Below are 14,235 nucleotides of genomic sequence, written 5' to 3'. Positions count from 1 at the left end.
GGCGTGCGGGTCACCGCCCGGTCGACGCGTCCAGCGCCGCGGCGACCACCAGGTCCGTGGCGGCGGCGAGTCCGTGCATGTTCTGGGTGAGCTCGAAGAAGGGCACCTCGCCCACGAGGCGTTCGACGAGCTGCTTCCTGCGTACGGAGTCCGTCTCGGGGAACCAGTCGGCGAGGAACGGGTCGTATTTCGTGCCCTGCCACTCGATGTGCTCCTGGAGGGCCGCGGCGGCCTCCTCGCCGCTCAGCGGCCTGATGCGCGGCTCACGCGCGGACCCGTCGAACCGCGGCAGCACCACCGCGTCCAGCCTCCCGCGCGGGCTGAGCGAACAGCCCGTGGCGCGGGCCAGTTCGGCGCAGCGGACCCACACGGATCCGGGCAGCTCGGCGCCGGAGTCAGTGGTGAGGGACTCCCGCGTGCGGTGCCTGCCCCGGTAGCCGTTGGTGGGGTGGGCGCAGTCGCGCAGCAGCTCCCTCATGCCCGGCGCGGTCTCGGCCAGGGCCAGCAGCGCGTCGGTCCGTATGTTCACGGTGCGCGGCGAGCCGTAGCCGACGAGCCCGCCGCCGTCCGCCTCGGTCAGCGCGACGTCGTCGTTGGAGACGAAGCCGGCCTCCGCGTGCAGCAGCGCGCTCAGGATGCTGGAGGTCTTGCCGGAGCGCTTCCCTCCGGTGAAGGCGATGCCCGCGCCCCGCGCCGTGACCAGCCCGCCGTGCAGGAGCAGGTCGCCGCGTGCGTACGCCTGCCAGCGCAGCAAGTGGCGTACGGAGCGCAGAAGTTGCTGGCTCTGCCAGGCGGTGGGCACCGGGTCGCCCACGACGGCGATGCCGCGCCGCGCGCGGTGGGCCCACACCACCCTGTCGGGCTCGTAGTCGGAGGAGTTCACCACGCGCTCCCAGCCGTCGCCCGCCGGCGGCTCCGGCGTGTAGAGGACCGAGGGCAGATCCTCGGGCCCCTCGGTCTCGCCGGTGGTGATGTACGGCGCGGCCAGCCGGCCGAATTCGGCGACGACGGAGCGGGGAGCGCGCAGGCGCACCGCCACGGTGTCCATCGACGCGAGGACGTGCACGTCTTCGGTCATCGCTGCTGCGTCTCCCAATAGCGGTCGCGGAATATCTCGGACTTCCGCGGGCCGCGGGATCCCTGGTATTTGCCCGAGTAGAGGGTTATTTCGCCCTTCGGCTTCCAGAAGGTCATCTGCCCCAGCCGCATGTACGGGAAGACCCGCAGGCCCAGCGTGGAGAAGAGCTGGAAGGTGACGGTCCCGATCGACCCGATGTCGATGAGGTCGGCGGTGACGTGGACGAAGAGACCGGCTCTGGCCGTGCTCGACTTGGCGTGCACCATGGGGACGAATTCCGTGCTGCCCACGATTTCCCGCGAGGAGCCGAGGCAGAAGCTCATCGGCTCGAGGAAGAGCCCCTCCTCCGGGATCTTCTCCTCCACGACCTCCGGTTCGATACGGGGGTCGATGACGGGGTCGCGGTAGCGCAGGATGGTGTCGTCGAGGGTGAGGTCGATGCTGTTGGGATTGATGAGTTCGGGGTCGAACGGCTTCGCTGTGATGGCGCCCAGCTCAATCTGCCGCTCGATTTCGTGGCCGCTGAGAATCAACGCAACTCTCGAATCTGTGATGTTGACGGGAAGTCCGCGTGCAATTTGGACGGCGCCGGCCGGTCGTGCTGCCCGTACCACCCCTCGTAGGCGAGGGGGTCGCCCGTCACCTCCCAGAAGGAGACCTGTCCGAGGATCTGTCCCGGGTAGACGTAGATGTCCATCGCGGGAAGCAGCTCCAGCGTCCAGCGGTGCACGGCCCCGAGATGGCCGAGGTCGGCGGAGAGCTGGACGAACAGGCCCAGCCTCCCGATCGAGCTGCGGCCGATGAGCGAGGTGACGTAGCGCGTGCTGCCGATCCGCTCGAGGGTGTGCCCCAGGTAGAACTCGCCCTTGCGCAGCAGGAAGCGCCCGTCGACCGGGGTGAGCGCCTCGCGCGATCCGCCGGGCCCGTCCCTGCGCTCGCCGTCGATGCGGTGGATCTCCGAACCGAGGCGGTAGTTGTAGCTGTTGGGATTGACCCGGGACTCGTCGAAGGGGTCGATGACGATGTCGCCGCTCTGCACGGCCTGGCCGATGGCGGAACCCGTGAGGATCATCGTGCCTCCGGTCCCGCGAGACCGGTCGCGACCAGGCTCCGCAGGTCGTGGTCCAGCGTGACCGGCGAGCCCCAGTTGCTCCACCGCGGGAACGCCCCGGGCTCGCGGACCGCGTAGAAGGACATGATGCCGAGCAGCGCCGAGACCTCGAAGTGCGGGACCAGGGCCAGGTCGTCGGCGCAGATGCCGCCCGCCACCGCCTCCAGCAGCAGGTCGTGCGCCGCGTGGTGGCGCAGGTGCGCACCGATCGCCCCCACCGCGTGCGCCGGCGTGGAGCGCCCCACGATGGGCACGTTGAGCACCACGAGGCGCCCGTCGGGGGTGAGGACGAAGTTCTTCAGGTTGGCGTCGATGGGGACGCCCCCGTACGACGCCGGGTGGGCCCGCAGCGCCGCGGCGAACCCTCCGTCCAGCCAGCCGTCCACGGCCTCCGCCACGTCGGTGCCCTCGTAGAAGGGGCGCACCCGGCCCCAGTAGCGCCGCGCGTAGTGCGTGACGAACTCCTCGTGCGTGCCGAAGGAGGGGGCCTCGCGCTTGCAGAGGCCGAAGTCCGGGTGCATCCCGGGCAGTCCGCGGCACGCCTCGACGAAGCGGCACAGGAAGGCCACCAGGTCGCGCGCCGGCAGCCGCCCGGGCTGCTCGGCCACGACCGTCGCCAGGTTCTCGCCCTCGACGTACTCGGAGAAGACGGCGTCGAAGGCGTCGCCGCGCTCCCGTTCGCACACCCGGAAGATCTTCTGCACCGGGAGGTGCGCGGCGAGGGCCTCGTTGACCTCCGCCAGGTAGGCCAGCGGGATGTCGCTGTCCGTCACGTGCTTCGCGATGACCGGGCCGCTGTCCGTCTTCACGGAGTACACGACGTTGTTGGACCCGCTGAGCTCGCTGATGTCCGCACCGGGATACTGCTCAGCGAGGAAGGACTCGAACGTGCTCATTCCGTCACCCATCACCCAGGTTGCTTCCGGCCGGAACCGCTCTTCCGGCGGGAATCGCTTCAGCGCGGCTGTCCGGCAGCCGCCCACTTCGTACCGACGTATTTGTGCGGCAGCATCTGGGACAGGGGCTCCGAGCTCAGCTCGTCCTCGCGGCCCAGGACCACCCGCAGGTCCTGCCCGTAGTCCAGGAGCAGTTCCCTGCACAGGCCGCACGGGGGGACCAGTTTGATCTCGCGGGCGGCCTCGGACGGCTTGGGGTGGCGCACCGAGAGCACGTACCGCAGGTCCGTCGCGCCCGCCTCGCGTGCCTTGCCGAGCGCGACGGCCTCCGCGCAGACCGAGGCGCGGCCGACCATCGCCTCCAGGTGGATGCCGCTGAACACCCGCCCGTCGGCGGCCAGCAGGCTGGCGCCGATCTGGTGCCTGTTCTCGGCGTAGCGGTCCCGGATGAAGCCCCGGGTGTGCTCCAGCAGCGACCGGAGCGCGCGCCGCCCGTCCTCCGACCTCTCCGCCGCGCCCGACGGCGCGCCGGAGGAGGTCAGTTGCGCCACGACGGCGGCGACGCGCTCCCTCAGCGCCGCGGTGTCCGAGGAGTTGTCGATCTCGAAGTCCACCGCCATGGCGTCTCCGCCCCGCTCCGTGGGGTGGTCGTCGCTGCCCGCCGTCCTGTCGCCCCGTACGGCCTTGCGCTGACGACGTACGGATTCCGGCGCGGTCACCCGCACTGCCCGGAACCCCTGCTTCCGCACCCCTTCGAAGTCGGCCGGCCTGGCGTCGTCGCACACGAGGACGTCGGCGCCGTTGAGCGCCACGCGGTCGCAGCGCTCGCCGAAGTCCGCCAGCAGGAAGTCGGGCGACGTGTTGCGGAAATGCGTGCCCAGGAAATTGAGCAGCACTCCGTCCTGCTGGCCCTCGGCCAGTTCCGACCCCGCCCGCGCGTGGAAATACTGCTGTACGTCATACAGCGGGGCGCCTATCTTGACCACGTCCATGCGCCGTCCGGATTCCGCGAGGATTTCGCGGAGCAGCCCTGCGGTGGTCGACTTCCCGGCTCCGGGAAGCCCGAACAGCGCGATGCGCAGCGGGGGGTGAGAAGCGGTCGTCATGTGGGGTCCTCACTCACGAGCAGACGAATACCGAGTTTTGCTTGCTGAGCTCGAAGTAGCCGACCTCCGCGATGCGTTCGCCGACCTTCTCCTCGACCCAGGCGTGCAGCTCGTCGAAGGCCGACTGCGGAATGTCGTCCCCGGCCATGGCCTTGGCGCCGCAGTAGCGGTGACCTGTGCCGTAGAAGAACATGAAGGGGTCGGGGGTCTCGAAGCGGAGCGCGTCCACATAGGGGCGCTCCTCGACCTCGGCGAAGTGCTTGGAGAGCGTCGCCTCGGCGTTGTCCAGCACCATCTTGCCGCGCCGGCCGCGGGGCAGCCGGTTGATGAACTCGGTGGGGAAGCCCACCTTCTCCATGCCCTCGAAGTGGAGCTGGTACATCTCCGGCATGGAGCCGCGCGCCTCGATGGAGACGATGGCGTGGCCCTTGTCGTTGACCACGCGCCGCATTTCGGAGCAGACGAGGTCCGGGTCCTCGATGTAGTGGAAGATGAAGTTGGCCATCAGACGGTCGAACTCGCCGTCGGCGAAGCGCGAGAGGTCCTCGGCGCGGCCCTCGGCGAATTCCAGCGGCGCCCAGGAGAGATTCGCGTTCCGCTGGGCCAGCTCCAGCATGGCGGGCGAGATGTCGATGGCGACGGTGCGGCCGCCGGCGCGTATCTTGCTGACCACGTCGCGGAGGATGAACCCGTTGCCGCAGCCCAGGTCCAGGACCGTCTCACGGCCCTTCAGCTCCAGGCACTCGACGATGTGGTCGACGAGCGGCTTGCGGTTCTTGCGGTACAGATTGTGCGTCATCTGCTGCGTGGCCAGGGCCGTGTTGTTGCCGAAGTGGTCCCGGATGTAGTCCAGACCGAACTGGAACATCTGCGCCGCGGCCGTGTTTTCCGTCTGCTGAGTCATTCATCCCTCATCGCGAGTCCGGCAAGGTGGTGGCGGTTTCCGCCGAGAGCGACTGCCCTCGACCCGGACGCTAGCAGCACGGAAGCCGGTGCCAATATTTTTTCAACATCCGCCGGACGAGCGGGAATCCGAACTCCGTTAAGCGGCCCGCGTTTCCCCGAACGGCCCTTCCCAAAGGGCACTTCCGAACGCCGTTTCCCGAACGCCGTTTCCCGAACACGTTCGGGCAGGAAAAAGCCTGTGCCGCGCGGACGCGGCACAGGCGGTATTTCGCAGAACTCGCGGGTAATAACCAGCGGCCAGTCAGCCGGGCCCCGGACCGGCCTCCGTCTCCATCTCCCCCGCGAGCCGCAGCCATTGCTCGGCGCAGGCGCGCGCGCCTTCGGCGACGGTGGCGCGGCAGTGGTCGGGAACGCAGTCCATGAGCCACTGCCTCTTCTCCGCGTCCTCCAGGAGATGGCACCGCATCAGGTGCAGCAGCGCCCGCCCCGCGTCCGTACGCATCGAGGGGTCCCGCAGCAGACTGTTGAACGCGGACTGGGGGACGGCGCGAGGCAGTCGGACGACGGACCGCGCGTCGCGCTGCACCACCGCGGCGCTCGTCCGCGCACTCACCGCCTTCGCGGCCCCGGCCCCGGTCCCGACATCGGCACCGGTCACAGCGCCGGCCCCGGTCCTGCCGTCGACCTCTGTCACGGCGCCGGCCCCGGGCGGCTGCGCCCCCTCCTCCGTCCCGCCGCGGAGCCTCGGCGGGAGCGGGTCCTTGCCCTGCCGCAGGCGGTCACGGACGTCCTTCGCCGTGGCGACGCTTATCCCGGCGGTCCTGGCGATCTCCCGCAGCGTGCTCCCGGGGTGCGCCGCGATGACCTCGCTGGCCCGCATCCGGCCCTCGGCCGCGTCCACGGGGCGGGTCCTGCCGTCCTTGCCCACCCGGGCGTTCAACGGTCCGATCTGGTCAGTCGAACGCTCCCTTATGGCGCCGACGGTGCTCGGCGACAGCGCGGCCAGCTCGGCCACATGCCGGTCCGACCAGTGCGGATGCGAGACGAGGAGGCGGGCGGCAGCGGCGACGCGGTCGGCGCGGCTGAGAGGGCGCCCGTGCGAGGCGTTCACGCCCACGGCGACGGCGAACAGGTCAGGCGGGCTCTCGTCGAGGAACTGCACCCGCACGTATTCCTCGCCGCGCAGTTCGAGGGCCCGCAGCCGGTGCATCCCGTCGACGACCCGCATCGTCGCCAGGTCCACGAGCAGCGGGGGCAGCGGCGCCGCGCTCTCCGCGAGCTGCCGTACGTAGTCCTCGTGCACACCCTCCAACCGCGGTGACTCGGCGGGGCGCAGGGCCGATAAGGGCACCAGCGCGGGTGCGGGGGCCTCGCGGTCCCGCGCACCGTGCAGGCGGACGAGCCGGGTCACCGCCGCGTACTCGGACGCGGCGTCCGCCCCCTGCGGGCGGTCGGGCGGCTCGGTCTCGCCGCCCTCGTCCCCGTCGCCGGCTCCCTCGTCGGTCTCATCGACCCTTGAAGCCGCCCACCGCGTCGCGCGGGTTGGTCCGCCCGCTGCGCCCTCCGCGGCCCCGCCGCCCTCGTACGCCGGGGGCACGCGTGTCAGCACACGCTCCCGCCCCAGCTCCCCGCCTGCATATCCCGTGTGAGAGAGGTGATCGCCGCCCAGTGACGTCACTTCATATCCCCCTTCATGAAGCGGTCGCCCCCTCACCCACGGCGCTGAAGACGTGTACAGGAGATGAAGTGGAGCGAAACACCATCAAACCCAACAGGTTCTGACCGGTCAACCGAGCCCTTGATCGGGGTCCGAATTCCGTCAAACGGTTTCATCCGCCATCCACTCCGCCCGCGGCGCTTTTCCGCGCGCTACGCGCCAGTACGCCGCTACACGCGCACCAGATGCTTCCCCCGCACGCCGCCGCTCTCCAACGCGCGGTGCGCCTCGGCGATTTCCTCCAAGGGGAAGACCGAATCCACGACAGGGCGAAGCGCCCCCGCGGCGGCGTAAGCGGACAGGTCCGCGAACAAGTCGTGGCGGGGGTCGCCGCTGAAGAAGCGGAGATGACGGGTGGTCAGAATGGTGGTCAGGGAACGAACGCGGTGGTCCATGTCGAAGGCGACCGTGGTCATGCGGCCACCCCGCGTCAACAGACGGCTGTAGTGGACCAATTGGTTGCCCACTGTGTCCAGGATTACATCGAAGGGGCCCAGGTCGTCCGGGGACGTGGTGCGGTAGTCATACGCCTCATGGGCGCCCAACTCGCGTACGAGGCCGAGGTTTCCGGCCCCCGCCAAGCCCGTCACGCGGGCTCCGTAGGCGCGGCCCAATTGGACGGCCACGTTTCCCACCCCGCCGGACGCGCCGCGTACGAGGAGCCGTTCGCCGGGCCGCAGGCGGGCCTTGTCACGCAGCGCCGTGATGGCGGTGGTGCCCACCGGGAGGGCCGCTGCCTCGACCGGGTCCATGCCCTCGGGGAGGTGCGCGAGCTGCCGGGGCCGCACCACCACGTACTCCGCCGCGCTCCCGAAGCCCGCTGTGCGCGGCAGGACGCCCCACACGCGGTCGCCCGGCCGCAGCCGGGTCATCGGGGAGCCCGTCGCCTCGACCTCTCCGGAGAAGTCCAGGCCCACGCGCTGCGGGAAGCGGCGTCCGGTCAGCAGCTTCACGCGGCCGGCGCGGGCGGCGAGCTCGCCGCCGTTCACGCTCAGCGCGGTGACCTTGACCAGTACCTCGCCGGGGCCCGGCGACGGCTTGGGCACCCGGCCCACGTACAGCTCCTCGGGGCCGCCGTAGCGGTCGTAGAGCGCGGCCCTCATCGTCCCGTTCGCTGTCATCTCCACGGCCCGCCTCTCGTTCGCGCTGGTCAGTGCGTCTCACCGGCGACGATAGAGGTATAAGTGGAGAGGGTCGTCCACATAAGGCGGAGGTGAGAGAGATGGGCGCGGGATCCTCTCGGTTGCGGTCCGGGGGCTCGCCGCGGGCCGGGGCGCCGCTGCGGGCCGACGCGGCGCGCAACCGGCAGCGCATCCTCGACGCGGCGCGCGCGGCGTTCGCCGAGCACGGCATCGAGGTGCCGATGGCGGCCGTCGCGCGCCGCGCGGGGGTGGGCCCCGCGACGCTCTACCGCCGCTTCCCGACCCGCGACGACCTCGTACGGGAGGTGTTCGCCGACCAGCTCGCCGCGTGTACGGCCGCGCTGGACGAGGCGCTGGACGACCCCGACCCGTGGCGCGGCCTCCGCCACGTGATCGGGAAGGTGTGCGCGCTCCAGGCCGCCGAACGCGGCTTCACCGGCGCCTTCCTCCGCGCCTTCCCCGGCGCGCAAGAGGGGCACGCGCGCAGCAGGCGGCGCGGCGAACACGGCCTCGCGACCCTGGTGCGCCGCGCGCAGGAGTCCGGGGCGCTGCGCCGCGACTTCCACCCGTCCGACCTGACCGTGCTGCTCCTCGCCAACGGCGGCCTGGTCGCGGCCCTCTCCGGCACGGATGACGGCTCCGGCCCGGACGACGGCTCCGCCGCGGAGGCCGCGTCCCGGCGCCTCGTCGCGTACCTCCTCGACTCCTTCCGCGCTGACCGGGCGGACGGCACGGGCGGCGCGAAGGGCACGGAAGGCGCGGACGGTACGGGCCGTACGCCGCTGCCCCCGCCGACCGGGCTCGGCCTCGACCGCCTTGCGCCGGGCGGGAGTTGAAGGGGAGCGCGCCGGGGCTAGTGGGGTGCGGCCGTGCGGTAGTGGTACGTGCAGACCTCTTCGAAACCCGTACGGGCATAGAGCCGGAGGGCGGCGGCGTTCTCGCAGGTCACCTGGAGGTACAGGGTCTCGGCGCCCGCGCCCTCCGCCCACTCGGCGAGCGCGGCCAGCACCCGCCGGGCCGCTCCCCTCCCGCAGGCGCGGGGCAGCGTGGCCATGCTGAACACCCCGGCCCAGCCGCCCTCGGCGACCGCGCGGCCCACCGCGACGGCCTCGCCGTCCAGCAGGACGCGGGCGTAGGCGGAGGGCTCCCGCACGCGCGCGATCATGGCCCGCTCGGCGGCCGGGTCCCCGCCGTGCGCGGCGTGCCACACCGCGAACCAGTCCTGCGAGGGGCGCGTGTCCACCCGCACCGACAGGCCGTCCTCCGGCACTCGCTCCCGTACCCGCGCGGTCGGTGCGGTCTGGAGCGATACGGGGCTCTCCCACCGGTAGCCGCGCGCGGCCAGCTCGGCGTCGAGACCCCTGGGGCAGACCCCTGGGGTGATCTGGAAGCGGGTCACGGCGCCGCGTTCGGCGTAGAACTTCTCCGCCGCGGCAATGCGCGAGCCCAATGCGCCGTCCTCCACCGGGCCGTGGGGCTGCGCCGTACCGACCCACCACGAGGATTCCGGCGCCGCGCGCAGCCGCCATTCGCCCGCGTACGCGACCTCCTCGGCGGGCAGGGCGCGGGCCACCCGCTCCTGAAGTGCGCGCAGCATCACGGGATTTCGCGCTGCTTTCTGCGCCGGGTTCTCCACTGTGCTTCTCACCGCGCTTTCCGGACCGTCCCGAGGGCTGGGGCGGGGCCATCCTGACATCTGTCAGGTGCCGCACGGCGCGTACCTCTCCCTAATCTCGCGTCACTCGCACAACGGCAGAGAGACGGGGAGGAAGATCCCATGCGTACCCACATACGCAGAGCCGCGATATCCGCCGCGCTGGCCGCCGCGATCGGCGTCTGCGCGGCGCCCGGTGCCGCGCAGGCCGACCCGGGCCACGAGGCCGGCCAGGGCCACGGGGTGGCGTGGTTCCAGCACCGGCACGGCATGAAGGAGACCGGGCGGCTGGACCCCGCGACCGCCAAGGCGCTGGAGAAGGCGCCGCGTGCGGAACAGCACCGCGCCTTCCAGTCCCCCGCCGACCTCGGCCCCGCCGAACGGGAGAACGCGCGCACCGTCATCGGCGTCGGCAAGGGCGCGGGAATCTCCGACCAGGGCCAGGTCATCGCGCTGATGACGGCCATGCAGGAATCGAAGTTCGTGAATTACACCGAGCCCGTCGACCACGATTCGCTCGGCATCTTCCAGCAGCGTCCCAGCACGGGCTGGGGAACGCCCGAGCAGATCACCGACGTGCCGACGTCCTCGAAGTCCTTTTACGGAGTGGCTCCGTTCGGGACCAATCGCGGGCTCGTCCAGATTCCCGGCTGGGAGACGATGCCGCCCGGCGACGCGGCGCAGTCCGTACAGAATTCCGCCGCCCCCGGTGCGTACGCGCAGTGGGAGCAGTTCGCGCGCGATCTGCTCGCGCAGGAGGGTCCCTCCGTGGAGCCGATCCCGTAAGGGGCCGCGGGCTCCGGGCCCGTAGGGGTCAGCGGGTGTAGCGGGCCGTGTAGCGCATGATCCGCTCCACCCGCGCCCGCTGCGCCGCGGGCACCCCGCCCTCCCGGATGACCGCCTCGTCGCTGGTCAGATACCCCGCGGCGATGAGCGCGGGCAGGTCCCCGCGCAGGCCCTGCGCCCTGAACTGCTCCCCCAGCCAGCACAGGAAGGGGGACATGGTGGCGATGGCGTCGGCCGGCGAGCGGTAGTCGGCCCTGCCGTCGCCGTCGCCGTCCACCTTCCAGTGCGCGAAGACGCGAGGGGTCCACATCGCGATGCCGTACTCGTGGTCGCGAGGGTGCTCGGCCCCCGACCGGAAGCCGCTCTCCTCCTTGAGGATCCCCGCGACCAGCGCCGGGCTCACCGCCTCGTCCCCGCACCGCCGCGCCGACCGCTCGATGTCCCCCTCCAACGAGCGCGGCACGTCGGTGCCGGCGGCCAGCTCACCGCCGCGCGCGGCGAGGATGCCGTCGCCCCGTACACCGCCGGCACCGGGCGACCGCGAGCCCGGGGCCGCCGAACCGCCGCCCCGCGCCCCCGAGTTGCCGGGCCCCGCGCCCGAATCACCGGAGGCGACCAGAGCGCCCGCGCCCGTACCGGCGGCGAGCAGCACCGCGCACGCGACACCCACCAGGACCGCGGTACGGGGCCTGCGGCGAGGGTCCCGCACGCGACCGGCACCGACCGGCCCCTCGCCCTCCCGCCCCTCAGCCGCCAACTCCCCGACCCGCGCCGCGACCTCCTCCGCGCTCAGCGCCGCACGCTCCACGTGGCCTGGCCGCAGGCAGTCGGCGATCAGCCGCGCCCACCCCTGAGACAGGCGGGTGTCCAGCCTCAGGGGCGCGCGCCCTCCCGCGTACGACTGGGCCGCAAGTGCCCGCGCCCGCGCCGAACCGCCGGGGAACGGGTGCAGTCCGCCGGTGAGCACCTGGTGTGCCAGCACCCCGAAGGCCCACACGTCCGCGCTCGGCCGCACCACGCTGCGCCCGCCCCTGCGCTCGGACCACCACTCGGGCGGTACGTGGTCGAGCGAGCCGAGCGGGAGCACATAGGCGTGCGTCCCGTCCAGCTCGGCGGTCAGGCCGAAGTCGGCGAGCCAGACGTGACCGTCGTCCGTGAGCAGCACGTTGGCGGGCTTGAGGTCGCCGTGCACCCAGCCGCGGCCGTGCAGGTGGGCGAGGCCGGAGGCGACGCCGCGCAGCACCCGGACGCGCTCCGCCCACGCGGGGGCCTCCGCGCCGCCGTCGAGCAACTCCTGGAGGCTGCGGTCCGCACGGTCCATGACCAGCGCGGTCGTACCGTCCAGCGACGGCCGTTCGGCGTCCCCCACCGTCAACGACGCGCGGGTGCGCACCACATGGGGGTGCTCGGCCGCCAGCCCGAAGCGGACCTCGCGGCGCGCGAGCTCGTCCACCGTCTCGCGCTGACCGGGCGAAAGCCGCTCCGTACGCAGGAGCTTGACGGCCGCCCGCGCCCCGTCGGCGGTGCTCTCGGCCGCGTACACCACGGCCCAGCTCCCCGCGCCGATCCGCTCGGTCAGCCGCCACTCGCCGATCCGGTAGCCGGTCGGCAGACCGGAACCGATTCCCTCGGGCGGGGAATCGGAATCGGAGGACCCAGCGGAGGCATCCGACATCGCTCATCTCCCCCGGCCCGGAAGCAGCGCGAGGTGTTCTTCCCGTACGAGGTCGAAGCGGAGGGCGAGAGAGACGAGTTCGGCCCGCTTGCTGCCGGACCAGCCCGTCGCCGGGCCTCCGGGGGCCGCGCCCTCGTCCGCCGCCCCGTCCAGCCGCAGCTTCACCGAGGTCAGATAGTCGATGTGGTAGTTGACGGCGGTGCGGGTCAGCCCCGCGCAGGACTCCAGCGCCGACAGGCGCCGCAGCACGTCCCCGACCCCCGGCACGGCGCCGCTGGAGGCGTCCCGCAGCCGCGGCTCGCACAGCGCGACGAGGACCAGGAAGTACTTCGCCGTACGGTCCAGCGTGAACGGGCTCTCCGTCGGCTCCCCGACTCGCAGGCCCGCCCGCACCTCAGCCTGTACACCCAGGTCATCGGCCAGATAGGCGTGTTCGGGCGCGTACACCTTGAAGCTCGCGTCCCCGTTGCGCGCGGGCAGCACCACCCGGGACAGCTCGAAGGGCACGGGCGCGCGCAGCCTTCCCGGCGCGACCTTGATGTGCTCCCCCGCGCCCTCCAGGTTCTCCACCGCGTACGTCGCGCCCTCGCTGTAGTTGGACAGGCACCAGTAGTCCTCGTACGCGCAGATCTGCCCCGCGTGCCGCGAGACCGCGGGGTCGTCGAGCACCACCCGCGCGCCGCCGCCCTCCTCGCCGCGGCCGATGTCGACGGTCTCGCCGGGGCCGAGCCGCAGGAGCCGCGGGCGGCCCGCCGCCCGTGCCGGGTCCCGCACCGCGCCGCCGGCCGCTCCGGCCTCCGGCGGCGCCTCCACGATCACGGTGTCGATGCCTCGCCCCTCCCCTCCAGTCCCCTCCAGAAGGTCGCAGATCCCGCGCATTTTACAGCGGTATCGCCGTCCCGGGGCGTGATCGGGGACCTCGTTCCGCCCCTCGCGGCGTCGGCACGGAGCGTTCAACTCCCTTACGTCAGGGGCACGTTGGCGTTTCCCCGAGGTTTCCCGTACGGGATGTCCCGGACGGCGCGGGCGCCGGACCCGGTGGGTGCACGCAGCACCGGTACCGCCGCTCCACCGGCTGTTCCGATCAGCGCGCCGGGCGCAATACGCTGCCGCCGTGCCGAGGGCACAGCCCCGGGCCGCGTTCCCGCCTCCCGGCGCTCCAGACGGGGGACTCCCGTTGCCGAGAGGTCTCCGCGCGAGGAGCCGCGCCGAGCGGCGCGCTCCCGCCGCCCGACGGCCGTCGCGCTCCAGCTTCCGACGGCCGTCGGTGCGCGCGGCGCGCGGCGGCGCGCTCTCCCCCGAGGCCCGGGCCGCAGGTCAGGCCGTGGAATGATCGGCACCGACCTGCCCCCTGACCAGCGCCCCTGCCGGGCGGAGACGCCATGCACGACTCACCACACGACGACGGGCCCGCGCACGACCACGACACGGAGGGCCCGGCCCGCGATCTCGGCGCGGCACAGCGGGCGCACTGGCAGCGCACGTACGCCGCCAACCCCGGCATGTACGGCGAGCGGCCCTCCGAGCCCGCCGTGTACGCGGCCCGCGCCTTCCGCGACGCCGGGGCCTCCGACGTACTGGAGCTCGGCGCGGGCCACGGCCGTGACGCGCTGTACTTCGCCGGCGAGGGCTTCGCTGTCAGGGCCACCGACTTCAGCGCGACCGGCCTGGGCCAGTTGGAGGAGGCCACGCGGCGCCGGGGGCTCGACGGCCGCGTGACCACGGCCGTGCACGACGTCCGCGCGCCGCTCCCCTTCCCCGACGCCTCGGCGGACGCCGTCTTCGCGCACATGTTGCTGTGCATGGCCCTGAGCACGGAGGAGATCCACACCCTCGTACGCGAGGTCCGCCGCGTGCTGCGGCCCGGCGGCACCTTCGTCCACACCGTCCGGCACACCGGCGACGCCCACTGCGGCACCGGCACCGCGCACGGCGACGACGTCTACGAACACGGCGGATTCGCCGTCCACTTCTTCGACCGCGCGCTGGTCGGGGCGCTCGCCGAGGGCTGGAGCCTCGATGAGGTGCACGCCTTCGAGGAGGGCGAACTGCCGCGCCGCCTCTGGCGCGTCACCCAGACCCTCCCGCGCTGACCCCGTACCCCGCCCCTGAGAACACCCCTCGGAATTCCCTGAGAACTCCCCCGAGATCTCCCCCCGAGAAA

14 protein-coding genes are annotated in these 14,235 nt (G+C 72.4%); 3 read left to right on the top strand and 11 right to left on the bottom strand.

The window, feature by feature from the left end:
• Positions 1 to 10: 10 nt before the first annotated feature.
• From ABEE00_RS19820 to ABEE00_RS19785, 8 genes are all read right to left on the bottom strand, one after another.
• Complete coding sequence (locus tag ABEE00_RS19820) at positions 11 to 1,078, bottom strand: hypothetical protein (RefSeq protein WP_345746901.1); 1,068 nt, start codon at positions 1,076 to 1,078, stop codon at positions 11 to 13.
• A complete protein-coding gene (gene dcd / locus ABEE00_RS19815; RefSeq protein WP_345746900.1) occupies positions 1,075 to 1,611 on the bottom strand; it encodes a dCTP deaminase in 537 nt (178 codons plus the stop codon). Before dcd ends, ABEE00_RS19820 begins: the two co-directional genes overlap by 4 nt.
• Positions 1,608 to 2,150 (bottom strand): dCTP deaminase, encoded by a 543-nt coding sequence (locus ABEE00_RS19810; RefSeq protein ID WP_345746899.1) that lies wholly within the window; start codon positions 2,148 to 2,150, stop codon positions 1,608 to 1,610. Before ABEE00_RS19810 ends, dcd begins: the two co-directional genes overlap by 4 nt.
• On the bottom strand, positions 2,147 to 3,085 hold the full coding sequence (locus tag ABEE00_RS19805; RefSeq protein ID WP_345746898.1) for a phosphotransferase: 939 nt from the start codon (positions 3,083 to 3,085) through the stop codon (positions 2,147 to 2,149). Before ABEE00_RS19805 ends, ABEE00_RS19810 begins: the two co-directional genes overlap by 4 nt.
• A gap of 59 nt (positions 3,086 to 3,144) precedes the next feature.
• On the bottom strand, positions 3,145 to 4,191 hold the full coding sequence (locus ABEE00_RS19800) for a cytidine deaminase (protein ID WP_345746897.1): 1,047 nt from the start codon (positions 4,189 to 4,191) through the stop codon (positions 3,145 to 3,147).
• Positions 4,192 to 4,204: 13 nt separating this feature from the next.
• Positions 4,205 to 5,095, bottom strand: coding sequence for a class I SAM-dependent methyltransferase (locus ABEE00_RS19795; RefSeq protein ID WP_345746896.1), 891 nt, complete (start codon positions 5,093 to 5,095; stop codon positions 4,205 to 4,207).
• Positions 5,096 to 5,398: 303 nt separating this feature from the next.
• Complete coding sequence (locus ABEE00_RS19790; RefSeq protein WP_345746895.1) at positions 5,399 to 6,694, bottom strand: ParB/RepB/Spo0J family partition protein; 1,296 nt, start codon at positions 6,692 to 6,694, stop codon at positions 5,399 to 5,401.
• Positions 6,695 to 6,984: 290 nt separating this feature from the next.
• Positions 6,985 to 7,935 carry an NAD(P)-dependent alcohol dehydrogenase gene (locus ABEE00_RS19785; RefSeq protein ID WP_345746894.1) on the bottom strand — a complete coding sequence of 317 codons (951 nt, stop codon included), beginning with the start codon at positions 7,933 to 7,935 and terminating at the stop codon, positions 6,985 to 6,987.
• Between the two features lie 101 nt (positions 7,936 to 8,036).
• Between ABEE00_RS19785 and ABEE00_RS19780 the strand changes: the two genes are divergently transcribed.
• Positions 8,037 to 8,792 (top strand): TetR/AcrR family transcriptional regulator, encoded by a 756-nt coding sequence (locus ABEE00_RS19780; RefSeq protein ID WP_345746893.1) that lies wholly within the window; start codon positions 8,037 to 8,039, stop codon positions 8,790 to 8,792.
• Between the two features lie 17 nt (positions 8,793 to 8,809).
• Here ABEE00_RS19780 and ABEE00_RS19775 read toward each other — a convergent pair whose 3' ends face one another.
• Positions 8,810 to 9,553, bottom strand: coding sequence for a GNAT family N-acetyltransferase (locus tag ABEE00_RS19775; protein ID WP_345746892.1), 744 nt, complete (start codon positions 9,551 to 9,553; stop codon positions 8,810 to 8,812).
• A gap of 180 nt (positions 9,554 to 9,733) precedes the next feature.
• Between ABEE00_RS19775 and ABEE00_RS19770 the strand changes: the two genes are divergently transcribed.
• Positions 9,734 to 10,396: a peptidoglycan-binding domain-containing protein gene (locus tag ABEE00_RS19770; protein WP_345746891.1), complete on the top strand. Its 663-nt coding sequence runs from the start codon at positions 9,734 to 9,736 to the stop codon at positions 10,394 to 10,396.
• Between the two features lie 28 nt (positions 10,397 to 10,424).
• Here the strand turns inward: ABEE00_RS19770 and ABEE00_RS19765 are convergent, their stop codons facing one another.
• Entirely contained in the window at positions 10,425 to 12,071 is a 1,647-nt protein-coding gene (locus tag ABEE00_RS19765; RefSeq protein ID WP_345746890.1) for a serine/threonine-protein kinase, read from the bottom strand.
• Between the two features lie 3 nt (positions 12,072 to 12,074).
• On the bottom strand, positions 12,075 to 12,899 hold the full coding sequence (locus ABEE00_RS19760; RefSeq protein ID WP_451918628.1) for a serine/threonine protein kinase: 825 nt from the start codon (positions 12,897 to 12,899) through the stop codon (positions 12,075 to 12,077).
• Between the two features lie 554 nt (positions 12,900 to 13,453).
• On the opposite strand from ABEE00_RS19760, the gene ABEE00_RS19755 reads away from it, so the two are divergent.
• Positions 13,454 to 14,164, top strand: coding sequence for a class I SAM-dependent methyltransferase (locus ABEE00_RS19755; protein ID WP_345746888.1), 711 nt, complete (start codon positions 13,454 to 13,456; stop codon positions 14,162 to 14,164).
• Positions 14,165 to 14,235 lie beyond the last annotated feature (71 nt).

It is taken from the genome of Streptomyces odontomachicola (assembly GCF_039605595.1).
In the GTDB taxonomy this organism is placed as follows: Bacteria; Actinomycetota; Actinomycetes; order Streptomycetales; family Streptomycetaceae; genus Streptomyces.
Note: the sequence above shows the minus strand (reverse complement) of the source record. Positions and strands in the feature narration are given on the sequence as shown.

Excerpts from the sequence above, each read along its gene's own strand:
- ABEE00_RS19820 (WP_345746901.1), bottom strand. The coding sequence starts at position 1,078 with ATGACCGAAGACGTGCACGTCCTCGCGTCGATGGACACCGTGGCGGTG.
- ABEE00_RS19775 (WP_345746892.1), bottom strand. The coding sequence starts at position 9,553 with ATGCTGCGCGCACTTCAGGAGCGGGTGGCCCGCGCCCTGCCCGCCGAG.
- ABEE00_RS19765 (WP_345746890.1), bottom strand. The coding sequence starts at position 12,071 with ATGTCGGATGCCTCCGCTGGGTCCTCCGATTCCGATTCCCCGCCCGAG.
- ABEE00_RS19810 (WP_345746899.1), bottom strand. The coding sequence starts at position 2,150 with ATGATCCTCACGGGTTCCGCCATCGGCCAGGCCGTGCAGAGCGGCGAC.
- ABEE00_RS19780 (WP_345746893.1), top strand. The coding sequence starts at position 8,037 with ATGGGCGCGGGATCCTCTCGGTTGCGGTCCGGGGGCTCGCCGCGGGCC.
- ABEE00_RS19785 (WP_345746894.1), bottom strand. The coding sequence starts at position 7,935 with ATGACAGCGAACGGGACGATGAGGGCCGCGCTCTACGACCGCTACGGC.
- ABEE00_RS19770 (WP_345746891.1), top strand. The coding sequence starts at position 9,734 with ATGCGTACCCACATACGCAGAGCCGCGATATCCGCCGCGCTGGCCGCC.
- ABEE00_RS19800 (WP_345746897.1), bottom strand. The coding sequence starts at position 4,191 with ATGACGACCGCTTCTCACCCCCCGCTGCGCATCGCGCTGTTCGGGCTT.
- ABEE00_RS19795 (WP_345746896.1), bottom strand. The coding sequence starts at position 5,095 with ATGACTCAGCAGACGGAAAACACGGCCGCGGCGCAGATGTTCCAGTTC.
- ABEE00_RS19755 (WP_345746888.1), top strand. The coding sequence starts at position 13,454 with ATGCACGACTCACCACACGACGACGGGCCCGCGCACGACCACGACACG.
- ABEE00_RS19805 (WP_345746898.1), bottom strand. The coding sequence starts at position 3,085 with ATGAGCACGTTCGAGTCCTTCCTCGCTGAGCAGTATCCCGGTGCGGAC.